Source organism: Streptomyces sp. NPDC043854 (assembly GCF_056436005.1).
Map to the genome: position 1 here is coordinate 64,727 of NZ_JBWKDK010000012.1, position 22,806 is coordinate 87,532.

Here is a 22,806-nt window from a genome sequence, read left to right on the forward strand (position 1 = left end):
CGGCGGCTGGACACGCCGCCTACGGAACGGCCACCCCTCGCTCCCACAGTTCCTCGGCGTGATCCCTGAACCGGTCGAACATCCCACCGTCACCCTGGCGGCGGAGGTGGAGCATCGGGGAGTCGTGCCCGATGAGCCGGGCCAGATGGGGCGTGACAAGCGCGTCGTGGCCGAACCGGAAGACGCTGAGCCCGACATGCCCGGCGTCGTCCCTCCGCGAGAGCGCCACCCCCGGCGGGGTCATCGAGAACGCGACGGTCAGGCGTCGGCCGCCGCGCCCGCCCCGGCCGCCTCGCGGTGCGCACGGGCCGCGGCCACACTGTCGGCCTCCTCGCGCTTGAGCAGCTTGTCGCCGTAGAGGCCGCCGAACGGCACCAGCGCGAGCAGGAAGAACAGCGCGGCCTTCTTGAAGGGCCACTTGGCCGTGCTCCAGACGTCCAGCAGGAGCACCGTGTAGACGAGGAACAGGATCCCGTGCAGGGCGCCCAGCGGCATCATCAGGTAGTCGATGTCCGAGATCCGGCTCAGCAGCGAGCCGAAGATCAGCAGCGCCGGGAAGGACAGCGCCTCCGGTACGGAGACGAGGCGCAGCCGGTGCAGGGCGGAGGCGGTCTTGATGTCCATCATCAACCTTCATCGACGTTCGGAGGGGAGGCCTGGGGCCCGTCCAGTGTCTCAGCCGCTTTGCCCGATCTTGACCCGGGGTCCGTCTTCCGCCACCCGGCCGGGGGGTCCGGGGTCCGCCGCCCGCGCCCCGACGCCGGTGTCGGGCCGAGGGGCCCCTGTTCGCCTCCGCCCGCTGCCGTTAACGTCATCCCGTGGCTCAGTTCCGACTCCAAGGCAGCAAGGTGCTCGCCGTCGACCTGACCGGGGATGCCGTGAAAGCGAAGAACGGCTCCATGGTTGCGTACGACGGCCAGATGGCCTTCAAGAAGATGACCGGCGGTGGCGAAGGCCTCCGCGGCATGGTGACCCGTCGCCTGACGGGTGAACAGATGACCGTGATGGAGGTGCAGGGACACGGCACCTGCTTCTTCGCCGACCGCGCGAGCGAGATCAACCTGGTCAGCCTGCGCGGCGAAAAGCTGTACGTCGAGTCCAGCAACCTCCTGTGCACGGACGCGGCCCTGCGCACCGGCACCACGTTCACCGGCCTGCGCGGCGGCGCGACGGGCAACGGCCTGTTCACCACCACCGTCGAGGGCACCGGCCAGGCGGCGATCATGTCGGACGGCCCGGCGGTGGTCCTGCGGGTCAGCGCCCAGTACCCGCTGTCCGTGGACCCGGGGGCGTACATCGCGCACACCGGCGACCTGCGCCAGTCCTTCCAGTCGGGGGTCACCTTCCGCACCCTGATCGGGGAGGGCTCGGGCGAGGCGTTCCAGATCCGATTCGAGGGCGAGGGCCTGGTGTACGTGCAGCCCAGCGAGCGCAACACCATCGGGGGCGACGTCTGATGCCGTTCCGCGAGATCAACTCGAAGATGGTCGAGGCCCAGGTGGTGCCCGGGCAGAAGATGTACAGCCAGCGGGGCGCGATGCTCGCGTACCGCGGCGACGTGTCCTTCACGCCGAGCCTGACCGGCGGCCAGGGCGGGGTCATGGGCATGATCGGGCGCCGGGTGGCGAACGAGCAGACCCCGCTGATGGAGGTCGAGGGCAGCGGCACCGTGATGTTCGGCCACGGCGGCCGCCACGTCCAGGTGATCAACCTGACCGGCGAGACCCTGTACGTCGAGGCGGACCGGCTGCTCGCCTTCGACGGCACGCTCCAGCAGGGCACCATGTTCATGGGCTCGCAGGGGGGTGTCATGGGCATGGTGCGCGGCCAGGTGACGGGCCAGGGCCTGTTCACCACCACCCTCAAGGGCTACGGATCGGCGGCCGTGATGGCCCACGGCGGGGTGATCGAGCTCCCCATCACCCCGAACCGGCCGGTCCACGTCGACCCGCAGGCGTACGTGGCCCACCACGGGGACGTGAGGAACAAGCTCTCCACCGCGCTCGGCTGGCGTGACATGGTGGGGCGCGGCTCGGGCGAGGCGTTCCAGCTGGAGCTGTCGGGCCAGGGCGCCGTGTACGTACAGGCCTCGGAGGAGAAGCTGTGAATTTTGGTCCCGTGACCGGCGGACCGGGCGGCGCTGGCGGTCCAACGGTCTTCGACCCGTACACCCTGCCCTCCGACGACAACGTCAACGCGTACACCTTCTGCGTGGAGCTCAAGGGGAACCAGTGGTTCCTGCAGAAGGGCAAGATGATCGCGTACTACGGGCGCATCGAGTTCGACGGGATCGGCAACGGCCGGTTCGACCGGCTGCTGCGCACGAGCTTCCACTCCCCGCTGCACGCCGGCGACTGGGTGGTGGCCCAGGGCCAGGGCAAGATGCTGCTGGCCGACCGCGCCTTCGACGTGAACTCGTTCGACCTCGATGACGGCAACCTGACCATCCGGTCGGGGAACCTGCTGGCCTACGAGCCCTCGCTCTCCCTCAAGCAGTCCATCGTCCCCGGCTTCCTGACCCTGATCGGAACCGGGAAGTTCGTGGCGGCGTCCAACGGACCGGTGGTGTTCATGGAACCCCCGCTGCGCGTGGACCCGCAGGCGCTCGTCGGCTGGGCGGACTGCCCGTCTCCCTGCCACCATTACGACCACGGGTACATGTCGGGCGTCCTGGGCGGCCTGCGCTCGCTGACCGGCATCGGCGGCACCTCGGGCGAGGAGCACCAGTTCGAGTTCGTCGGGGCCGGGACGGTGCTGCTCCAGTCGTCGGAGGTGCTGATGGCGGAGCAGGCGGTCGGGACGGTCGGCGCGGAACCGGGCATTCCCGGCGGCGGCCACGGTTCGGCCGGGCAGCTGGAGGCGCTGGGCATCCGGATGCCGGGGCAGCTGGGGGACCTCCAGCGGCGCTTCGGGCTGTGATGTTCACCTTTCCCGATTTTGTACGTCATTCAACTTCTTAGGTAGAGTTCATTCATGGAGACCATGGAGACCGAGACGGCCACCCGCTGGCTTACCGATGCCGAGCAGTGCACCTGGCGGACCCATCTGGACGTCAGCAGACTGCTGATGCACCAGCTGGAAAAGGATCTCCAGCCCTTCGGACTCACCAACAACGACTACGAGATCCTGGTCAACCTCTCGGAGTCCGCGGACCACCGGATGCGGATGAGCGATCTCGCGACGTCGACACTGCAGTCCAAGAGCCGGCTGTCCCACCAGATCACCCGGATGGAGAACGCCGGCCTGGTCGTCCGCGTGAACTGCGAGTCCGACCGCCGGGGCCTGTACGCCGTCCTGACGGACGAGGGCATGGAGCTCATGCGGAAGGTCGCCCCGCACCACGTGGCATCCGTCCGCCGGCACTTCATCGACCTGCTGCCGCCGGAGGCCCTGGCGGCCCTGCGCAGCTCGCTGGAGCCGGTCGCGGAGCACCTGCGCACCCAGCGCGGCAAGGGCTGACCCCACGGGATCCCGCGCGCCGGTGCAATGGTCATCGCGCGTAGACCGCGCACCGGCCACCGGCAGTACCGGTGGCAACAACCGCACCGCACACCACAGGAGCCGCACCCCCGTCGGGGGTGCGGCTCCTGTGGTTCCGGCCGGGGCCGCGGTCAGGCGTTGGGGCGCTTCCCGTGGTTGGCCTTCTTCTTCTTGCGTGCTCGCTTCTTGTTGCCGCGCTTCGCCATGGCGCCACTCCCTCAATGGGCTGATCTCGGGGCATTCCGGGCGTCGCCAGTCTATGTTCGCCCCGCTCGCCCCGCAGCGGCCGCGCCGCCGTACGGGTGAGCCGCCGCGAGCGGGCCTCAGCCCTCCGTGAGGGTGGCCAGCAGGGCGTCCGCCGCCGCGTACGGGTCGAGCTCGCCCTGCGCCACCCGCGCCGCCAGGCCTCCCAGGTGGGCGTCCCCGTGCACGTCGGCCATCCGGGTCCGCAGCGAGGTCACGGCGATGGTCTCCACCTCCCGCGCGGCCCGCGCGGTGCGCCGCTCGGCCAGCACCCCGTGCTCGTCCATCCAGGCCCGGTGCTTCTCCAGCGCCTCGACCAGCTCGTCGACGCCCTCGCCGCGCGCCGCGACCGTCTTGACGATCGGCGGCCGCCAGTCGCCGGGGCCCCTCGCCTCGCCCAGGCCCAGCATGTGGTTCAGCTCGCGGGCGGTCGCGTCGGCCCCGTCCCGGTCGGCCTTGTTGACCACGTACACGTCGCCGATCTCCAGGATGCCCGCCTTCGCGGCCTGGATCCCGTCGCCCATCCCGGGGGCCAGCAGGACCACGGAGGTGTCGGCCTGGGAGGCGATCTCCACCTCCGACTGCCCGACGCCGACCGTCTCGACCAGGATCACGTCGCAGCCCGCCGCGTCCAGCACCCGGATGGCCTGCGGGGCCGCCCAGGCCAGGCCGCCCAGGTGGCCGCGGGTGGCCATCGAGCGGATGTACACCCCCGGGTCGGAGGCGTGCTCCGACATGCGCACCCGGTCGCCCAGCAGCGCGCCTCCGGAGAACGGCGAGGACGGGTCGACGGCGAGCACGCCGACCCGCTTGCCCGTCTTGCGGTACGCCGACACCAGCGCCGAGGTGGAGGTGGACTTGCCGACGCCGGGCGAGCCCGTCAGGCCCACCACGTACGCCCCGCCGGTCAGCGGGGCCAGCGCCGCCATCACCTCGCGCAGCTGCGGGGACGCCCCCTCGACCAGCGAGATCAGCCGGGCCACCGCTCTGGGCCTGCCGTCACGCGCCTGGGCCACCAGCTGGGGGACGTCCACCGTCATGCGTGCTGCGCTCCTCGTTCTCGCCGCGGATGCGGGTGCCGATGCGCCCGTACCCGGCACGGCCGCCGGGTACGGGCAGGGTGTACTAGGCCTTGGGGACCCGGACGATCAGGGCGTCGCCCTGGCCGCCGCCGCCGCAGAGCGCGGCCGCGCCGACGCCGCCGCCGCGGCGCCCCAGCTCCAGCGCCAGGTGCAGCACCACACGGGCGCCGGACATGCCGATCGGGTGGCCCAGGGCGATGGCGCCGCCGTTGACGTTCACCTTTTCCGGGGTCACGCCGAGGTCCTTCATTGACTGCACGGCAACCGCCGCGAAGGCCTCGTTGATCTCGATGAGGTCCAGGTCGGAGACCTCCAGGCCCTCCTTCTTCAGGGCGTGCAGGATCGCGTTCGACGGCTGCGACTGCAGGGAGTTGTCCGGGCCGGCCACGTTGCCGTGGGCGCCGATCTCGGCGATCCACTCCAGGCCCAGCTCCTCGGCCTTGGCCTTGCTCATCACGACCACGGCGGCGGCGCCGTCGCTGATCTGCGAGGAGGTGCCGGCGGTGATGGTGCCCTCCTTGGCGAAGGCCGGGCGCAGCTTCGCCAGGGACTCCACGGTGGTCTCGGGGCGGATGCCCTCGTCCTGGGTGAACAGCACCGGGTCGCCCTTGCGCTGCGGGATCTCGACCGGGGTGATCTCGGCCTCGAAGACGCCGTTCTTCTGGGCGGCCGCGGCGCGCTGGTGGGAGCCGGCGGCGAACTCGTCCTGCGGGCCGCGCTCGATGCCGAGGCGGGCGTTGTGCTTCTCGGTGGACTCGCCCATGGCGATGTTCTCGAAGGCGTCGGTGAGGCCGTCGTGGGCCATCGCGTCGAGCATGCCGATCGCGCCGTACTTGAAGCCCTCTCGAGACTTCGGCAGCAGGTGCGGGGCGTTGGTCATGGACTCCTGGCCGCCCGCGACCACGATGTCGAACTCCCCGGCGCGGATGAGCTGGTCGGCCAGCGCGATCGCGTCGAGGCCGGAGAGGCAGACCTTGTTGATCGTCAGGGCGGGCACGTTCATCGGGATGCCGGCCTTGACCGCGGCCTGGCGGGCCGGGATCTGGCCAGCGCCGGCCTGCAGCACCTGGCCCATGATCACGTACTGGACCTGGTCGCCGGCGATGCCGGCCCGCTCCAGGGCGGCCTTGATGGCGATCCCGCCGAGGTCGGCACCCGAGAAGGACTTCAGCGAGCCGAGCAGCCGCCCCATGGGCGTGCGGGCCCCGGCGACGATCACGGACGCGGTGTTGTTCGTTCCGGACATGGAGCACAGCCCCTTGAGGATGAGGAGTGAACGAGGGTTTACCTGAATGTACTGAGCGGTACCCGCGCCGTCACCGGGCAGTCGGTGTGATCGCTGGCACGTTGCGTGACCGCCGCCGTCGGCGGTCCACTGGTCCCATGCTGACAAGAATCGACCACATCGGGATCGCCTGCTTCGACCTGGACAAGACCGTCGAGTTCTACCGTGCCACGTACGGCTTCGAGGTGTTCCACAGCGAGGTCAACGAGGAGCAGGGCGTCCGCGAGGCCATGCTCAAGATCAACGAGACCTCCGACGGCGGCGCCTCCTACCTCCAGCTGCTGGAGCCCACCCGCGAGGACTCCGCGGTCGGCAAGTGGCTGGCCAAGAACGGCGAGGGCGTGCACCACATCGCCTTCGGCACCGAGGACGTCCGCGGCGACTCCGAGGCCATCCGCGGCAAGGGCGTCCGGGTCCTGTACGACGAGCCCCGCCGGGGCTCGATGGGCTCCTCCATCACCTTCCTGCACCCCAAGGACTGCCACGGGGTCCTCACCGAGCTGGTCACCTCCAACCCGCACGAGTCGCACGACGGGCACGGGGACTGAGCGCCCCCGCATCCGGTTCCGCATGACGGCACACCACCGGCCGTGGTGTGCCGTCCGCGCACGCGCCGCACGTCTTTTCGATCACATGCCGAACGGTTTGCACCCCGGCCGGCAGGACGTCAGCGGGCGCCGACGGCTCCGGGAGCGCCGGCGACACCGCGGCCTGCCCGGCCGGCTGCGCGCCGGGAAAGCCCGACCCGCCCCGGACAGACGCATTCGGACACGTCAAACCCACCCTCAAGGGGCGTCCTTCCCGACCCGGTCCGTCCTTCCCGGGACCCGAGGAGGGATCTCACAGCCGACCGCGCCCGGGATCAGTGGAAGCACGCACTGATGTCCCCATTCCCCGGCCGGTAGAGTGGCCGTGGCTCGGCCGGGGTTCGGTGCTTCAGACAGGGTCGGGGCCTGTGACCCCTGCCCGGGTATCTGACACCATTCCCCCGGGGGCGCCGTTCAGCGGGCGGACGGTGCTCATTTGGGAGTGAGCTTGCGACCAGGGGACGGATGGGACCGCGCTGTGCGGGGCTACGAAAGCCAGGAGAGCCTTCAGACTGAGGCCGATCATCTCTCGCTCTTCGAAGCGGAGATGGAGCGGCTCAAGAAGGAGCGCGGAAAAGCCGTCCAGCACGCCGAGGACCTCGGCTACCAGGTCGAGGTCCTGCGCGCGAAGCTGCACGAGGTACGGCGCGCCCTCGCGTCCCGCCCCGCGTACGACGGCGCGGACATGGGATACCAGGCGGAGCAGCTGCTGCGCAACGCCCAGATCCAGGCGGACCAGATGCGTTCGGACGCCGAGCGCGAACTGCGCGAGGCCCGGGCCCAGACCCAGCGCATCCTCCAGGAGCACGCCGAGCACCAGGCCCGGCTCCAGGCCGAGCTGCACGCCGAGGCCGTCAACCGCCGCCAGCGGCTGGACCAGGAGCTCAACGAGCGCCGCCAGACCGTCGAGGCCCACGTCAACGAGAACGTCGCCTGGGCCGAACAGCTGCGCGCCCGTACGGAGTCCCAGGCCCGCCGGCTCATGGACGAGTCCCGTGCCGAGGCCGAGCAGTCCCTGAACGCCGCCCGGGCCGAGGCCGCCCGCGTCGCCGAGGAGACCCGGCGCCGCCTGGCCGCCGACGCCGAGGCCGCCCGTACCGAGGCCGAGGCGACGCTGCTGCGCGCCCGCAAGGAGGCCGAGCGGCTGCTGACCGCCGCCTCGTCGCAGGCCCAGGAGGCCACCGAGCACGCGGAGCGGCTGCGTTCGGCGAGCACCGCCGAGGCGGAGCAGACCCGGCAGCAGACCCTGGACCTCGGCCGCGTCGCCGAACAGCGGGTCCAGGAGGCCGACGGAGCCCTGCGCGAGGCGCGCGCCGAGGCGGAGCGCCTCCTTGCCGAGGCGAAGGAGGGCGCGGCCCGGCAGCTCGCGTCGGCGGAGTCCGTCAACGAGCAGCGCACCCGCACCGCCAAGGAGCAGGTGGCCCGGCTGGTGGGCGAGGCCACCAAGGAGGCCGAGACCCTCAAGGCCGAGGCCGAGCAGGTGCTCGCCGACGCCCGCGCCGACGTGGAGCGGCAGCGCGCCGAGGCCGCGGAGCAGGCCCGCGCCGCCGCGGCCGAGGACACGGCCGCCCAGCTGGCGAAGGCCGCCCGCACGGCCGAGGAGATGCTGACCAAGGCGTCCGAGAACGCGCAGGCCACCACTCGGGCCGCGTCCGAGGAGGCCGAGCGGATCCGCCGCGAGGCCGAGGCGGAGGCCGAGCGGCTGCGTGCCCAGGCCGCGGCCACGGCCGCGGAGCTCAAGGGCGCCGCGAAGGACGACACCGAGGAGTACCGGGCCCGCACCGTCCAACTCCAGGAGGAGGCGCGGCGGCTGCGCGGCGAGGCCGAGCAGCTGCGCGCCGAGGCCGTGGCCGAGGGCGAGCGGATCCGCGGCGAGGCCCGCCGCGAGGCGGTCCAGCAGATCGAGGAGGCGGCCAAGACCGCCGAGGAGCTGCTCGGCAAGGCCAAGGCGGACGCGGACGAGCTGCGCGGCGGGGCGGCCGCCGAGAGCGAGCGGGTGCGCGCGGAGGCCGTCGAGCGGGCCACCACCCTGCGCCGGCAGGCCGAGGAGACCCTGGAGCGGACCCGCGCCGAGGCCGAGCGGCTGCGCGCCGAGGCCGAGGAGCAGGCAGAGGCGGTGCGCGCCGAGGCGGACGCCGCGGCCCGCACCCGGCGCGAGGAGACCGAGCAGGCGCTGGCCGGGAAGCGGGCCGAGGCCGAGGAGGAGCTCGCCCGCCTGCACACGGAGGCCGAGAGCCGGCTCGCCACGGCGGAGCAGACGCTGCGCGACGCCCGCGGCGCGTCCGAGGCCATCCGCCGCGAGGCCGCGGAGGAGACCGACCGGCTGCGCAGCGAGGCGGCGGAGCGCATCCGCAGCCTGCGGGAGCAGTCGGAGGCGGAGGCCGACCAGCTGCGCATCGACGCGGCGGACGACGCCGGCCGGGTGCGGGCCGAGGCCGAGCAGGTGGCCGTACGGCTGCGCACCGAGGCCGAGACCGAGGCCGAGCGGGTGCGTACGGAGGCCAAGGAGACCGCGGACCGGCTGCGCGCCGAGGCGAAGGCCGCCGCCGAGCGGGTCGCCGAGGAGGCGGCCGAGGCGCTGGCCGCCGCGCAGGAGGAGGCCGCCCGGCGCCGCCGGGAGGCCGAGGAGACGCTGGCGTCGGCGCGGACCGACGCGGACAGCGAGCGGGCGCAGGCCCGCGAGCAGAGCGAGGAGTTGCTGGCCTCGGCCCGCAAGCGCTCGGAGGAGGCGCAGGCCGAGGCGGCGCGTCTGACCGAGGAGGCGGAGCAGCGCGCGGCCGAGCTGGTGTCGGCGGCGGAGGCCACCGCCCAGCAGGTACGGGACTCCGTGGCCGGGCTGCGCGAGGAGGCCGAGGAGGAGATCGCCGGGCTGCGCAGCGCCGCCGAGCACGCGGCCGGGCGTACCCGGACGGAGGCCGAGGAGGAGGCCGCCCGCGTCCGCGCCGACGCCTACGAGGAGCGCGAGCGGGCGACGCAGGACGCCGACCGGATCCGCACCGAGGCGCGTACCGAGACCGATGCGGCGAAGGCGCTGGCCGAGCGGACGGTCGCGGACGCGATCGCCGAGGCGGAGCAGCTGCGCGGCGACACCGCCGAGTACGCGCAGCGGGTGCGTACGGAGGCCACGGACGCGCTGGCCGCGGCGGAGCGCGACGCCGCCCGCACCCGGGCCGACGCCCGCGACGACGCCAACCGGATCCGCGGCGAGGCCGGGGAGTCGCTGAAGGAGTCGCGCGCCGAGGGTGCGCGGATCGTCGAGGACGCGACGGCGGAGGCCGAACGGATCACCGAGGAGACCCGCGCGGCCAACGAGGCCACGGTGACCGAGGCGACCGCGGAGGCGGAGCGCATCACGACCGAGGCCGAGGAGGCGGCGGAAGCCACCCGCATCGAGTCCGCGGGCGTCCTGGACGAGGCCCGGGCGGAGGCCAACCGGCTGCGTACGGAGGCCGCCGAGCAGGCGGACCGGCTCGTCACCGAGGCGGCGTCCGAGGCGGAGCGCCTGACAGAGGAGACGCTCGCGGCGGCCGGGACGACGCTCGCCGAGGCGGAGGCGAAGGCCGACAAGCTCACCCGGCAGGCGGCCGACACGATGGCCGCGGCCGAGCGGGACGCGGCCCGGGTCCTGGTCGACGCGCGCAACGAGGGCGACCGCCTAGTCGACGAGGTGCGCGCGGCCAACGAGCTGACGGTCGGCGAGGCGGCCGAGGAGGCCGAGCGGCTGCGCACCGAGGCGGCGCAGGTGCTGGAGGACGCCCGCGCGGAGGGCGGCCGGATCATCGGCGACGCGACCGCGGAGGCGGACCGAGTCACGGCCGCGGCGGCCGAGACCCTGGAGAGCGCCGAGCGGGAGTCCGAGCAGACCCTGGACGAGGCGCGTGCGGAGGCCAACCGGCTGCGTACGGAGGCCGCCGAGCAGGCGGACCGGCTCATCACGGAGGCGGCGTCCGAGGCGGACAAGCTCACGGCGCAGACCCGCCGGGACAACGAGCGCACGGTCGGCGAGGCCGCTGCGGAGGCCGAGCGGCTGCGCGCGGAGGCCTCGGAGGCGCTGTCCTCGGCGCAGGAGCACGCGGCGCGCACCCGCTCGGAGGCCGACCGGGCCAAGAAGGACGCGGTCGCGGAGGCGGAGCGCACGCTGACCTCGGCGCGCAAGGAGTCCGAGCGGCTGCTGGACGAGGCGCGCGAGGAGGCCGGCAAGCGGCGTACCGAGGCCGCGGAGCAGGTGGACCGGCTCATCGGCGAGGCGGTGGCCGAGGCGGACAGGCTCGCCGCGGACGCGCAGGCGCAGGCCGTGGCCGCGACGACGGCCGCGGAGGAGCAGGCCGACCAGATGGTCGACGCCGCCCGCAAGGAGGCGAAGCGGATCGCCGCGGAGGCGACGGTCGAGGGCAACTCCCTGGTGGAGAAGGCCCGTACGGACGCGGACGAGCTGCTGGTCGGCGCGCGTTCGGACGCCGCCGCCATAAGGGAGCGGGCGGAGGAGCTGCGCTCCCGCGTCGAGAGCGAGATCGAGGAGCTGCACGAGCGGGCCCGCCGGGAGACGGCCGAGCAGATGAAGTCGGCCGGCGAGCGCGTGGACAAGCTGGTGCGCGCGGCGACCGAGCAGAGCGAGGAGGCCGAGGCGAAGGCCAAGGCTCTGGTGTCGGACGCGAGCAGTGAGGCGAGCAAGGTCCGTATCGCGGCGGTCCGCAAGGCGGAGACGCTGCTGAAGGAGGCGGAGCAGAAGAAGGCCGAGCTGTCGAGGCTGGCGGAGGCCGCGCTGGCCGAGGCGAAGGCGGAGGCGGAGCGGATCGTCGAGGAGGGCCGGCGCGAGCTGGAGGTTCTGGTGCGCAGGCGGGAGGACATCCAGGCGGAGATTTCCCGTGTCCAGGACGTTCTTGAGGCGTTGGAATCATTCGAGGCGCCTTCGGGTGGAAAGCCTTCGATCGGCAGCCAGGGCTCGGGGGGCGTGAAGGCCGGTGCCGGTGCGGGTTCCACTCGTTCGGGTGGCAAGTCGTCGGAGTAGCCCACGGGCGGACGGATTGTGTGCACCTGATGAAGGTTCAGGCGAACGAGTGACAAGCATTCTGCCGCCTTGCCACTCAAAAGGGGTGTCATTGTCCAGATCAAACTGGGATTGACTCGATGACACGCCGCTCGGGCGCCTAGGATTCCCCTTAACACCTCACGTAGCACCTCATCGTCTCATCGACAGGAACCCCATGAGCGACACATCCTCCCCCTTCGGCTTCGAGCTCGTGCGGCGTGGTTACGACCGCGGTCAGGTGGACGACCGCATCGCCAAGCTGGTCTCCGACCGCGACAGCGCCCTGGGACGCATCAATGCCCTGGAAAAGCGGATCGAGGAACTGCACCTCGAGACGCAGAACGCCCAGGCCCAGGTGAGCGAGGCGGAGCCCTCGTACGCGGGCCTCGGCGCCCGGGTCGAGAAGATCCTGCGGCTGGCGGAGGAAGAGGCCAAGGACCTGCGCGAGGAGGCCCGTCGCGCGGCCGAGCAGCACCGTGAGCTGGCCGAGTCGGCGGCCCAGCAGGTGCGCAACGACGCCGAGTCGTTCGCGGCCGACCGCAAGGCGAAGGCGGAGGACGAGGGCGTCCGCATCGTCGAGAAGGCCAAGGGGGACGCCGCAACCCTGCGTGCCGAGGCCCAGAAGGACGCGGCCTCCAAGCGCGAGGAGGCCGACGCCCTGTTCGAGGAGACCCGCGCGAAGGCCGCCCAGGCGGCCGCGGACTTCGAGACGAACCTGGCCAAGCGCCGCGAGCAGTCCGAGCGCGACCTGGCCTCGCGCCAGGCCAAGGCGGAGAAGCGCCTCGCGGAGATCGAGCACCGTGCGGAGCAGCTGCGCCTGGAGGCCGAGAAGCTGCGTACGGACGCCGAGCGCCGGGCCCGCCAGACGGTGGAGACCGCGCAGCGCCAGGCCGAGGACATCGTGGCCGACGCCAACGCCAAGGCGGACCGCATCCGCAGCGAGTCGGAGCGCGAGCTGGCGGCGCTCACCAACCGCCGCGACTCGATCAACGCCCAGCTGACCAACGTCCGCGAGATGCTGGCGACGCTGACCGGTGCGGCCGTCGCCGCCGCCGGCTCCCCGATGGACGACGAGCCGGTCTCCCGCGGCGTCCCGGCGCAGCAGAGCCGCTGACGACGCCTCCGCCGGTACGGCCGGGCGCCGCGGTGCACGTACTACTGCACGGCGCCTGGGGACGGGCGATTGACACGCCGTCTACTCGCCAGTAGCGAAACGTCATACAAGAGGGCCCCCTGTCACCCTTTCGAGGTGGCGTGGGGCCCTCTGGCGTTCTAGCGTGAGCCGCATGATCGAGCTTGAGGCACTTACCAAACGATTCGGCGCGAAGACCGCCGTCGACCACCTCAGCTTCCAGGTCAGACCGGGGGTGGTGACCGGCTTCCTCGGCCCCAACGGGGCCGGCAAGTCGACGACCATGCGCATGATGCTCGACCTCGACAACCCGACGAGCGGGACGGTCAGGATCAATGGGAAGCACTACCGGGACCTGTCGGAGCCGCTGAAGCACATCGGTGCGCTGCTGGACGCGAAGGCGATGCACGGCGGCCGCAGCGCGTACAACAACCTGCTCTGCCTCGCCCAGTCGAATCGGATCCCGACGAGCCGCGTCGGCGAGGTTCTCGACCTCGTCGGGCTGACGCCCGTGGCGAAGAAGAAGTCGAAAGGGTTTTCGCTCGGAATGGGCCAGCGGCTGGGAATCGCCGCCGCCCTGCTCGGCGACCCGGAAATCCTGATGTTCGACGAGCCCGTCAACGGTCTGGACCCGGAGGGAATTCTCTGGATCCGCAATCTGATGAAGGGGCTCGCCGCCGAGGGCAGGACGATCTTCGTCTCCTCGCACCTGATGAGCGAAATGTCGCTGACCGCGGACCATTTGATCGTCATCGGCCAGGGCAGACTCTTGGCCGATATGTCGATGGCCGATTTCATTCACCGCAATTCCCGCAGCTTCGTCCGGCTGCGCTCGCCGCAGCAGGAGCAGCTCAAGGACGTCCTGCACCGGGCCGGAATCGCCGCGGCCGGCGTCCCGGACACCGGCGCACTGGAGGTCGACGGGGTGGCGTCGGAGCAGCTCGGCGAACTGGCCGCCCAGCACGGGATCGTGCTGCACGAACTCAGCCCGCAGCGGGCTTCACTGGAGGAAGCGTTCATGCGCATGACGGCGGACTCGGTCGAGTACCACGCCCATGCCCCGGGCGTCCCGGGGGCGGCACTGCCGGGCCCCGGCGCCGCCGCCGACAACCGGGTCCCGGCGGCCGACGCCCCCGCGTGGGGCGCCGGCTACGAGGCCGACCGCAAGGGCGGGCGGTGACATGTCCTTCCCCGCAGTCCTCCAGTCCGAGTGGACCAAGATCCGTACCGTCGCCTCGACCATCTGGACCCTGGCGTCCGCGCTGGTGGTCACCGTCGGCATGAGCGCCCTGCTGTGCGCGTTCCTCAACTCCACCTTCGAGGACATGCCGAAGGAGCAGCAGCTCACCTTCGACCCGACCATGGCCAGCTTCGCGGGCATGACCCTCGGCCAGGCCGCCGTGATCGTCTTCGGCGTGCTGGTCGTCGGCACCGAGTACAGCACCGGCATGATCCGCACCTCGCTCGCCGCCGTGCCGCGCCGCGCCCGCTTCCTGGCCGGCAAGCTCACCGCGGCCACCGCCCTCGCCCTCGTCGTGGGCCTGCTCACCAGCTTCGCGTCCTTCTTCCTCGGCCAGGCCCTCCTGGGCGAGCACAGCATCGCCATCGGGGAGCCGAACGTGCTGCGCGCGGTGGTCGGCGCCGGGCTCTACATGGCGGTACTGGCCCTGTTCTCCATGGGCATGACGATGATCCTGCGCAGCTCGATGCTGGCCCTCGGCGTCCTGCTGCCGTTCTTCTTCCTCGTCTCGCCGATCCTGTCCTCGGTCGACGCCACCCGGAAGGTCGCCGAGTACTTCCCGAACTCGGCCGGCAGCACGATCATGCAGACGGTCTCGGTGGCCATGGACGGCAACCAGCCGCCGTACGGCCCGTGGGGCGGCTTCGCGATCATGGTCGCGTGGGCGCTCGCCGCCGTGATCGGGGGCTTCCTCGTCCTGAAGAGCCGCGACGCCTGACGTCGCCGCGGTGTGGGGTCCGTCTCAGGGCGGACCCCGCTCCATGATCCGCCCCAGGACGGACATCCCCCGTACTACGGGTCTTCCCGGGGTCGGTGTCAGGGACAGCTCAGGGATCGGCCAGGGATGGAACCGGAGGCTCCTCGATATCCTCTTAACCCTTAACTCGGACGAAGGCCGTCCACCGGGCAAGGGGCAGAGGAATGATCGAGGCAGTCGGGCTGACCAAGCGCTTCGGCGCCAAGACCGCTGTCGATCAGCTGTCCTTCCAGGTCAGGCCGGGTCATGTGACCGGCTTCCTGGGCCCCAACGGCTCCGGCAAGTCCACCACCATGCGCATGATCCTCGGCCTGGACCGGCCCACGTCCGGCCATGTCACGATCAACGGCCACCCCTTCCGCGAGCTGCCCAACGCCCAGCGGAGCGTCGGGGCGCTCCTCGACGCCAAAGCCGTGCACGGCGGCCGCCGGGCCCGCACCCACCTGCTGTCCATCGCCCAGCTGTCCGGCATCCCCGAGCGGCGGGTGGACGAGGTGCTGGCCGTGGTCGGCCTCCAGGACGTGGCCCGGCAGCGTACGAAGGGCTTCTCGCTCGGCATGGGCCAGCGGCTCGGCATCGCGACCGCCCTGCTCGGCGACCCCCAGGTGCTCCTGTTCGACGAGCCGGTCAACGGGCTCGACCCCGAGGGCATCCTCTGGGTCCGCAACCTGATGCGCCGGCTGGCCGCCGAGGGCCGCACCGTCTTCGTCTCCTCGCACCTGATGAGCGAGATGGCCCTGACCGCCGACCACCTCATCGTGATCGGCCGCGGCCGGCTCCTCGCCGACATGGGCACCCAGGAGTTCATCGCGCACAACTCGGCCGGATTCGCGCGGGTCCGCGCGGCCGGACCGGCGGCGGATGGCCGGAACACGCTGGCAGCGGCCCTGACCAGGGCGGGCGGCCGGGTGCTCCAGGAGCCCGACGGGGCGCTGCGGGTGACCGGCCTGGAGCTGCCGCACATCTCGGACCTCGCGCACGAGGCCGGCGTACGGCTGTGGGAGCTGTCCCCGCACCGGGCCTCGCTGGAGGAGGCGTACATGCGGCTGACGCAGTCCGCCGTCGAGTACACCTCCACCGAGGACCCGCGGGCGGAGCTGTGGGAGCCGGACCCGCTGGCCCTGCCCGTCTGGGAGGACGAGCCCCCGGCGCCGGAGGTCCCGCAGGACGGTTTCTTCGCTCCCCCGCCGCCCGGCGCGGGCGGCAGGCCCTTCCTGATGCCCGCCAGCCCCGGCGAACTCGCCGGCGCCGCCAAGAACGCCCCCACGGACACCCGCGAGGACACCCGATGACCGGCCCCACGTCGACCGCGGACCAGCCGAAGGATCCGTCGCCGGAACAGCTCAGGGACCGGCCGAAGGACCGGCCGGTGGCCCGGCAGGAGAGCTACGTCTCGCCGCTGCCCACGCCCCGGCCGCACCTGGGCCACGCCATCGCCTCGGAGTGGACGAAGCTGGTCTCGGTGCGCTCCACGCTGTTCACGCTCGGCTCCCTCGTCGTACTCGTCGTCGGCATCGGGCTGCTCGCCGTCGTCGAGATCGGCGGCACCGACGAGTCGTCCATGCCGCCGACCGCGCCCGCCCTCTTCGGACTGCTGATCGGCCAGGTCGCGGTGATGGCGCTCGGCGTCCTGACCATCACCTCCGAGTACGGGACCGGGCTGATCCGGACCACCTTCACCGCGGCGCCCGGCCGGGCCCGCGTGCTCACCGCGAAGTACCTCGTCTTCGCCGGGGTCGCGTTCGCCGCCGTCGCCGGCTCGGTCGTGGTGGTCGGCTTCGCCTCCCTGATCCTGCGCAACGACCTCCGCGGACGGCACGGCGCCGGGGAGTGGCTCCAGGCCATGGCCGGCTGCGGGTACGTCACCCTCCTCGGGGTCCTCGGCCTCGCGATCGGCGCCATGCTGCGGCACTCCGCCGGGGCCATCGCCGTGATGCTGGGGCTGGTCACCGTCCCGCCGGTGGCCGGGGGGATGCTCACCACCTGGCCGAGCCTGGCCCCGATCGGCCGCGCGATCCTCGAGTACAACGCCCCGGTCGCGCTGATGCAGTTGTTCGGCCTGCCCGGCGGGGTCGACGACCAGCTCCCGAGCAACTGGTCCCACGTCCTGCTGATCCTGCTGGTGACGGGCGCCGCGGTGGCCGGCTCGTACGTGCTCGTCGGCCGCCGCGACGTGTAGCCGCGGGCGGCCGCGGCGCGGGGGCGTGCCCCACTTCCCCGAGGCCGCTTAGTACCTGGGGGCGTTCCTGGACCGCTGCACCCGTGTGGTGCGGCGGTCCTTCGCGTTCCAGCACGCCTTGTGCCAGTGCCTGCGGTCGTCCACACCGCCGTACTCCGGCCAGGCCACCAGGTGCGGGGTGCCGGAGGGGATCTCCTGGTCGCAGCCCGGGCAGCGGTAGCGCTTGCCCGCCGCGCTCGCGCCCGCGACGTGCCGGACCTTCCACTCCTCGCCGAGGTACTCCTCGGTGCGCTCCAGCCCGAACCGGTCGACTGCCGCCGGACCGGGGCCGGAGCCCTCCGCCGCACGGCCGGCTGACTTCCCGCCGCCCTTGGGGCGGTTGTGGCGCGGTGACACGTATACCTCACGAATGGGCGGACGGCAGTGACTTTCTCTCAGACTACGCGCAGCGGGGGCGCCTCCACGCAGGGTGGCGGAGAGAGGCCGGCGACGGACCGCCCGCCGGGGCAACTGGCCTGACTATCCCAATAACTTTCCTGTCAGGCCGTGCCTATGGCACGTGTCAGACGTTGTTGCCATCAGAAGCACCGGTCGCACCTGGGGGAGGCCGCGTCAGCCAACGAGGAGGCTAAGGCGATGCGCGTAGGAGCGTTTGTAGTGGCGGCCCAGTTTCCGGGCCAGGGTCAGGGGGAGACGCTGCACCGGGCGGTGCGCACGGCGGAGGTGGCGGAGGAGGCCGGGCTCGACTCCGTGTGGCTCGCCGAGCACCACTTCGTGCCGTACGGGGTGTGCCCCTCGGCGGTGACCCTGGCGGCCCTGCTCCTGGGCCGGACCCGGCGGCTGCAGGTGGGCACGGCCGTGAGCGTGCTGCCGAACACGCACCCGGTGGCCCTCGGCGAGCAGGCGGCGCTGCTGCACCTCACCTCGGGCGGCCGGTTCACCCTCGGGGTGGGCCGGGGCGGCCCCTGGGTCGACCTGGAGGTCTTCGGCGCCGGCCTGCGCGCGTACGAGAACGGCTTCGCCGAAGACCTGGACCTGCTCCGGCGCTGGCTGACCGAGCCGCGGGTGTCCGCCCTCGGCGAGCGGCACGTCTTCCGCGAGGTGGCCGTCGTACCGCGGCCGGCGGAGGCGCTGGACGGGGACGGATCGGGGCCGGAAGTGATCGTCGCCTGCACCTCCCCCGCGTCGGTGCGGCTGGCCGCGGAGCGGGGGCTGCCGATGCTGCTGGGCATGCACTGCGGGGACGAGGACAAGGCGGCCATGGTCGCGCTCTACCGCCGCACGGCCGCTGCGGCCGGCCGCGACCCGCACGCTGCGCACGTGTCGGCGGGCGTGTGCCAGCTCGCGGACCGCACCTCGGACGCGCGCGAGACCCTGGCGAAGGCGATGCCGGGCTGGCTCAGGCAGGGCCTGGAAGCGCACGTGACGGTGGACGGCCGCATGCGCGCGATGAGGGATCCCGTCGCCTACACCGAGCTGCTCTGCGACCTGCACCCGGTGGGCACCCCGCGGCGGGCGGCGGACCGGCTGGCCGCGACGGCGGAGCGGACCGGCATCTCCCGGTTCGCCCTGCTGATGGAGGGCTCCGGCGACCTCGCCGCGACCGAGGAGAACGTCCGGCGCCTGGGTGCGGAGGTGCTGCCCCGCGTCGGCTGAGGCCGTCCGGCAGCCCGGCCCCGCACCCGGCGCGGGTCCTGGCGCCGGCCTGCGCTCCTTGCCTGGGCTGCCGCTCCGGTGTCCGTGGCACCTCCCCCGGTACGGAGCGGCAGCGAAAGTACGGTCGTGCAGGTCGGGCCGGTGGCGGTGCCGGGTCGGTGACGCAGGTCGGGCCGGTCGTACCGTCCGCGGGGCTAGCAGTCCCGCAGCTCCGGCGACTGGTTGAGCAGCTGGGCGCGGACCGACGTGAACCTGGCGAGCCGGTCGTCCGCGGACGCGTCCAGCGGGAACACCGCCACGCGGTGGCAGTTCTGGAAGGCCAGGCGCACCCCGAAGTGCCGCTGCAGCGCACCCCGTATCGCGTCGCTCGCGAGCGCGCGCAGCAGCTGCCCCCGCGCGTGCTCGTCCGGCGGCGGCGTCTGGTTGTCGGCGAAGTCCCCGCCGTCCACCTTCAGCTGTGCCACGAGCGAGCTGATCATCTCCCATGCGAAGGGCAGGGAGGTCCGGACGCAGTCGACGAAGGCGGCTTCGTCGACCTCGCCTCGCTCGGCCTGTTCGAGTAGGGCCGGTGAGACGTCGAGCGACATGGGTTCTCCTCTCGCGACCCCGGCCCTCTGGGTAGCCGGAGTCTTACGGGCAGGGAAGGAGACCGGCGACGCAGTGTGCACGCTCGACGACCTCCCGCTTCCACGGTAGGCGCACGCTGGGTGCCGCACCAGGAGAATGCGCATACAACGCGCCATCGGCGAACGGGGCTCTCGGGGGCGAATCGCGTGGAGGCGGGTCGGTCGAGTAGCGTTGCCGACCATGCGTCTCGTCATTGCCCGCTGCTCCGTCGACTACGCGGGCCGGCTCACCGCCCATCTGCCCTCCGCACCCCGTCTGATCCTCGTGAAGGCTGACGGCAGTGTCTCCATCCACGCGGACGACCGGGCGTACAAACCGCTCAACTGGATGTCGCCCCCGTGCACCCTCAAGGAGGGGACCGGGGACGAGGCCGGTGTCTGGACCGTCGTCAACAAGGCGGGCGAGAAGCTCATCATCACCATGGAGGAAGTCCTCCACGACTCCTCCCACGAGCTGGGCGTGGACCCCGGCCTCATCAAGGACGGCGTCGAGGCGCACCTCCAGGAGCTGCTGGCCGACCGCATCGAGACGCTGGGCGAGGGCTACTCCCTGATCCGCCGCGAGTACATGACGGCGATCGGCCCGGTCGACATCCTGTGCCGGGACGCCGACGGCGCGACGGTGGCGGTCGAGATCAAGCGCCGCGGCGAGATCGACGGCGTCGAGCAGCTGACCCGCTACCTGGAGCTGCTCAACCGCGATCCGCACCTGGCCCCGGTCCGGGGCGTGTTCGCGGCCCAGGAGATCAAGCCGCAGGCGCGCGTGCTGGCCACGGACCGCGGCATGGAGTGCGTCGTGCTGGACTACGACGCCCTGCGCGGCATCGAGGACGACAAGCTCCGGCTGTTCTAGGCGGCGGCCGGGCCGCCCCGGCCGGTACTGGGCGGCCTCGGGGAAGTGAGGCCGCTCAGGGCGTGGCCGGGCCGGTCCCGGCGGTCGCGGTGACCGTCGGGCTCGGGGCCGGCGACTGGGACGGGGACGGGGTGGCCGTCGGGCTCGGGGCCTGGGACGTGGCGGTCGGCTTCGCCGACGAGGGCGGCTGCTGCGAGGGCACCGCCGAGGAGGGCCGGCGCGTGGGAGCGGCGGAACCCGATGCGGACGGGGCCGCGCTCGGGCCGGGCCGGGCGGGCCCGGACCCCGCCGCGGCCGGCGCCGAGGCGGCCGGCTCCGGCGCAGGATCGTTCCCTCCGGTGCTTGCCGTGCCCGGCTCGGCGGGTGCGGGGGTCGACTGGGTCACCGGACCGCTGCCGGGCTCCTCCGACTCGGACGAGCTCATCGCCAGGCCCACGACCGTACCGAGCACCACCGCGGCCAGGACTCCGACCGCCGCGAGCAGCACCGGCTTGCGGCGCGGCCGGCCCGGGCCCGCTGCGGGGCGGCGGGCCGGTATGGGCGGCGGCGGGACCGGGCGCGTCGGCGCGGCCCGCTTCGGGTCGAGGGGGAAGGCCTCCTCGAACACCTCCGACAGGCTGGTCGGCGCCACGGTCCGGCGGATCACCGGCACCGCGGTGGTCGCCGCCCCGGTCGCGGGCAGGGCGGCGGTGGCGGCTTCCGACGCGGGCAGCGCCGCGGTCACCGCCTCCGACGCGGGCAGCGCCGCGGTCACCGCCTCCGAGGCGGGCAGCGCCGCGCCGGAGCGGGCGGCGGCCGGGGGCGCCGGCCGGCCCGCGGGCGGGGACACGGGCCGGGCCGCGGCCGGACCCGAAGGCCTGGACGGGGACGCGGATACGGATGCGGATGCGGACGCGGACCGCGCCGGCGCCGCGGCCGGGGCGGCCGGTGCGGCCGGGGCGGGTGCGTCGGCCGGGGCCTCCAGCCGCAGCGGCGGCGACACGGCCACGCCTGCCGCCTCGCGGTCGGTGACCAGGGCCAGCGCCCGCCGGCCCGCCACCGTGCCCCGCTTGTCCGCCAGGGCGCCCTTCAGCCCGATCGACGCCTCCAGTTCGGCCCGCGCCCGGTCCAGCCGCCCCTCGCACAGGGCGAGCACGCCCAGCTCGTGGTGGAAGTACGCCTGCTCGGCGACCTCCCCCGCCTTCCGTGCGGCCTCGGCCCCGGCGCGCAGCACCCGCTCCCAGGCCTCCCAGTGCCGCGAGGCCGCGAACGCGGGCGCGGCGCTGCGGGCCAGCAGGACGGCGGCCACCACATCAGCGCCGCCCAGCGCCGCCAGCACCGCGTCCGCCTCGGCCGCGACCCGTGCGGGGGTCACCGAGGAGTGCCCGGTCCACCAGGCGTAGTGGCGGGCCGCCGTACGGGCCACCTCCGCGGCGGTGTCCCCGTACCCGGCCTCCTCCAGCTGCCGGGCGACCCCGGCGGCCAGCCGGTACCGCGGCCCGACCGGGGTGATCAGCCCGCTGCCGAGCAGTTCGGCGACGGCCGCGTCGGCGTGGGTGTCCCCCACCAGGGCCGGCAGGTGGGCGTGGTGGGGAAGCTCCCCGCCGAGCGCGCACGCGATCCGCAGCGCGGCCCGGGCCGACTCGCTGACCCGGGAGGCGAGCAGTTCGGCCGGGGCCGCGCCCTCGGCCAGCGTCGGCAGCGGTACGGCGCCGGTGTCGCGCGGCCGCTCCTCGAAGACACCGGGCTCCTCGTCGTCGTCCTCGGTGCGGCCCCGGTTGAGCTCGTCGCGGCGGCGCAGCAGGGCGGCGGCCTGGACGAAGCGCAGCGGCAGCCCCTCGGAGGCGAAGCGCAGGTCCTCCGCCCAGGCGGTCTCCTCGTCGGTCAGCGGCCGGCCGACGCCCGCTTCGAGCAGCTGGAGGCAGTCGGAGCGGCTCAGGCCGCCGAGGAAGACCTCCTCCAGGTGCGCGTCGTCGGAGGGGGCGGTGTCGGGGGTGGCGGCGAGCAGGTAGGCGCATTCGGGGGTGGCCCGCAGCAGCTCCTCCAGGGCGCCGCCGACCATCTCCAGGTCGTCGAGGAGCACGATGGCTCCGATGTCCCGTACGCGGGCCAGGAGTTCGTCCCGCTCGGGCCGGTCGGCCGAGGCGTCGTACACGGCCGCGTGGAGCGCGTGCAGGAGCTCGCCCGGCTGCTGGTGCCCGTACCCGGAGAGCCGGACGACGCCGTCGGGGGCCAGTCCGGTGCAGTCGGCGGCGACCGCGTCGAGCAGGGAGGTGCGTCCGGAGCCGGCGGGTCCGGTCAGCCGTACGGAGCGGCCGCGGCCCAGCAGCCGTACGAGGTGTTCCCGTTCCTCTTCGCGCGCGAGGAGGGGCGCGGTGGCGGCGGCGGGGCCGGGCAGCGCGGGCGGGCGCCCGGCGGCGTCCTGCTCGCGGCGGGCGGCCGCGTCGCGGCGGGCGGGGCGGCCGACGGCCGTGCCGGGCCGACGCGGCTGGATCTCGCTGCCGTCGACGGGGTTGACGGTGAGGGTGTACTCGCCCGCGGTGAGGGTGGTGATACGGGCCACGGGGGTGGGTGCCGGCAGCGGTCCGGAGCCCGCTGCGGCGCGCTCCGCCGGTTCGGCCTGCCCCTGCCTGCGGTCCATGACCAAGTCCCCCATCGCGTCCTGCGCCCTTGCCGTC

At 73.2% G+C, this 22,806-nt stretch carries 20 protein-coding genes and 1 pseudogene; 13 read left to right on the plus strand and 8 right to left on the minus strand.

Annotated elements, in window-relative coordinates; translation table 11 throughout:
• Positions 1 to 19: 19 nt before the first annotated feature.
• Together AC068A_RS13850 and AC068A_RS13855 are read right to left on the minus strand one after the other, a co-directional pair.
• Positions 20 to 211: pseudogene (locus tag AC068A_RS13850) on the minus strand (XRE family transcriptional regulator); the annotation flags it as partial.
• Between the two features lie 47 nt (positions 212 to 258).
• Positions 259 to 624: a DUF3817 domain-containing protein gene (locus AC068A_RS13855; RefSeq protein WP_478584725.1), complete on the minus strand. Its 366-nt coding sequence runs from the start codon at positions 622 to 624 to the stop codon at positions 259 to 261.
• Positions 625 to 818: 194 nt separating this feature from the next.
• Between AC068A_RS13855 and AC068A_RS13860 the strand changes: the two genes are divergently transcribed.
• From AC068A_RS13860 to AC068A_RS13875, 4 genes are all read left to right on the plus strand, one after another.
• Positions 819 to 1,457, plus strand: a complete 639-nt coding sequence (locus tag AC068A_RS13860; RefSeq protein WP_179173250.1) for an AIM24 family protein — start codon at positions 819 to 821, stop codon at positions 1,455 to 1,457.
• The gene (locus AC068A_RS13865; RefSeq protein ID WP_478584580.1) at positions 1,457 to 2,107 is read left to right on the plus strand and encodes an AIM24 family protein; all 651 of its coding nucleotides are present in this window, start codon (positions 1,457 to 1,459) and stop codon (positions 2,105 to 2,107) included. The genes AC068A_RS13860 and AC068A_RS13865 overlap by 1 nt, the downstream gene beginning before the upstream one ends.
• Positions 2,104 to 2,919 (plus strand): AIM24 family protein, encoded by an 816-nt coding sequence (locus AC068A_RS13870; RefSeq protein WP_478584582.1) that lies wholly within the window; start codon positions 2,104 to 2,106, stop codon positions 2,917 to 2,919. Before AC068A_RS13865 ends, AC068A_RS13870 begins: the two co-directional genes overlap by 4 nt.
• Before the next feature lie 63 nt (positions 2,920 to 2,982).
• Positions 2,983 to 3,459, plus strand: coding sequence for a MarR family winged helix-turn-helix transcriptional regulator (locus AC068A_RS13875; RefSeq protein WP_478584727.1), 477 nt, complete (start codon positions 2,983 to 2,985; stop codon positions 3,457 to 3,459).
• 152 nt (positions 3,460 to 3,611) lie between these two features.
• On the opposite strand, the gene AC068A_RS13880 is transcribed toward AC068A_RS13875, so the two are convergent.
• From AC068A_RS13880 to AC068A_RS13890, 3 genes are all read right to left on the minus strand, one after another.
• A complete protein-coding gene (locus AC068A_RS13880) occupies positions 3,612 to 3,686 on the minus strand; it encodes a 50S ribosomal protein bL37 (RefSeq protein ID WP_099895366.1) in 75 nt (24 codons plus the stop codon).
• 117 nt (positions 3,687 to 3,803) lie between these two features.
• The gene (gene meaB, locus AC068A_RS13885) at positions 3,804 to 4,763 is read right to left on the minus strand and encodes a methylmalonyl Co-A mutase-associated GTPase MeaB (protein ID WP_478584584.1); all 960 of its coding nucleotides are present in this window, start codon (positions 4,761 to 4,763) and stop codon (positions 3,804 to 3,806) included.
• A gap of 85 nt (positions 4,764 to 4,848) precedes the next feature.
• Complete coding sequence (locus AC068A_RS13890) at positions 4,849 to 6,051, minus strand: acetyl-CoA C-acetyltransferase (RefSeq protein WP_478584586.1); 1,203 nt, start codon at positions 6,049 to 6,051, stop codon at positions 4,849 to 4,851.
• 137 nt (positions 6,052 to 6,188) lie between these two features.
• On the opposite strand from AC068A_RS13890, the gene mce reads away from it, so the two are divergent.
• From mce to AC068A_RS13925, 7 genes are all read left to right on the plus strand, one after another.
• Positions 6,189 to 6,638 carry a methylmalonyl-CoA epimerase gene (gene mce / locus AC068A_RS13895; RefSeq protein ID WP_478584587.1) on the plus strand — a complete coding sequence of 150 codons (450 nt, stop codon included), beginning with the start codon at positions 6,189 to 6,191 and terminating at the stop codon, positions 6,636 to 6,638.
• A gap of 517 nt (positions 6,639 to 7,155) precedes the next feature.
• Positions 7,156 to 11,685, plus strand: a complete 4,530-nt coding sequence (gene scy, locus AC068A_RS13900) for a polarized growth protein Scy (protein ID WP_478584588.1) — start codon at positions 7,156 to 7,158, stop codon at positions 11,683 to 11,685.
• A gap of 196 nt (positions 11,686 to 11,881) precedes the next feature.
• Entirely contained in the window at positions 11,882 to 12,820 is a 939-nt protein-coding gene (locus tag AC068A_RS13905) for a cellulose-binding protein (protein ID WP_478584590.1), read from the plus strand.
• 172 nt (positions 12,821 to 12,992) lie between these two features.
• Positions 12,993 to 14,018, plus strand: a complete 1,026-nt coding sequence (locus tag AC068A_RS13910; RefSeq protein ID WP_478584591.1) for an ABC transporter ATP-binding protein — start codon at positions 12,993 to 12,995, stop codon at positions 14,016 to 14,018.
• A 1-nt stretch (position 14,019) separates the two neighbouring features.
• A complete protein-coding gene (locus AC068A_RS13915; RefSeq protein ID WP_478584593.1) occupies positions 14,020 to 14,796 on the plus strand; it encodes an ABC transporter permease in 777 nt (258 codons plus the stop codon).
• A gap of 203 nt (positions 14,797 to 14,999) precedes the next feature.
• Positions 15,000 to 16,127 carry an ABC transporter ATP-binding protein gene (locus tag AC068A_RS13920; RefSeq protein ID WP_478584595.1) on the plus strand — a complete coding sequence of 376 codons (1,128 nt, stop codon included), beginning with the start codon at positions 15,000 to 15,002 and terminating at the stop codon, positions 16,125 to 16,127.
• Positions 16,124 to 17,014: an ABC-2 transporter permease gene (locus AC068A_RS13925; protein ID WP_478584597.1), complete on the plus strand. Its 891-nt coding sequence runs from the start codon at positions 16,124 to 16,126 to the stop codon at positions 17,012 to 17,014. The genes AC068A_RS13920 and AC068A_RS13925 overlap by 4 nt, the downstream gene beginning before the upstream one ends.
• Positions 17,015 to 17,062: 48 nt before the next feature.
• On the opposite strand, the gene AC068A_RS13930 is transcribed toward AC068A_RS13925, so the two are convergent.
• Positions 17,063 to 17,410 (minus strand): ATP/GTP-binding protein, encoded by a 348-nt coding sequence (locus tag AC068A_RS13930; RefSeq protein WP_478584598.1) that lies wholly within the window; start codon positions 17,408 to 17,410, stop codon positions 17,063 to 17,065.
• A gap of 240 nt (positions 17,411 to 17,650) precedes the next feature.
• Here AC068A_RS13930 and AC068A_RS13935 point away from each other — a divergent pair, with 240 nt between their 5' ends.
• Positions 17,651 to 18,670 carry an LLM class flavin-dependent oxidoreductase gene (locus AC068A_RS13935; RefSeq protein ID WP_478584600.1) on the plus strand — a complete coding sequence of 340 codons (1,020 nt, stop codon included), beginning with the start codon at positions 17,651 to 17,653 and terminating at the stop codon, positions 18,668 to 18,670.
• Positions 18,671 to 18,864: 194 nt separating this feature from the next.
• Here AC068A_RS13935 and AC068A_RS13940 read toward each other — a convergent pair whose 3' ends face one another.
• Positions 18,865 to 19,257, minus strand: coding sequence for an SCO5389 family protein (locus AC068A_RS13940; RefSeq protein ID WP_360635747.1), 393 nt, complete (start codon positions 19,255 to 19,257; stop codon positions 18,865 to 18,867).
• 220 nt (positions 19,258 to 19,477) lie between these two features.
• On the opposite strand from AC068A_RS13940, the gene nucS reads away from it, so the two are divergent.
• On the plus strand, positions 19,478 to 20,149 hold the full coding sequence (nucS, locus tag AC068A_RS13945; protein WP_361088867.1) for an endonuclease NucS: 672 nt from the start codon (positions 19,478 to 19,480) through the stop codon (positions 20,147 to 20,149).
• Between the two features lie 55 nt (positions 20,150 to 20,204).
• On the opposite strand, the gene AC068A_RS13950 is transcribed toward nucS, so the two are convergent.
• Complete coding sequence (locus tag AC068A_RS13950; RefSeq protein ID WP_478584603.1) at positions 20,205 to 22,769, minus strand: ATP-binding protein; 2,565 nt, start codon at positions 22,767 to 22,769, stop codon at positions 20,205 to 20,207.
• Between the last annotated feature and the right edge of the window lie 37 nt (positions 22,770 to 22,806).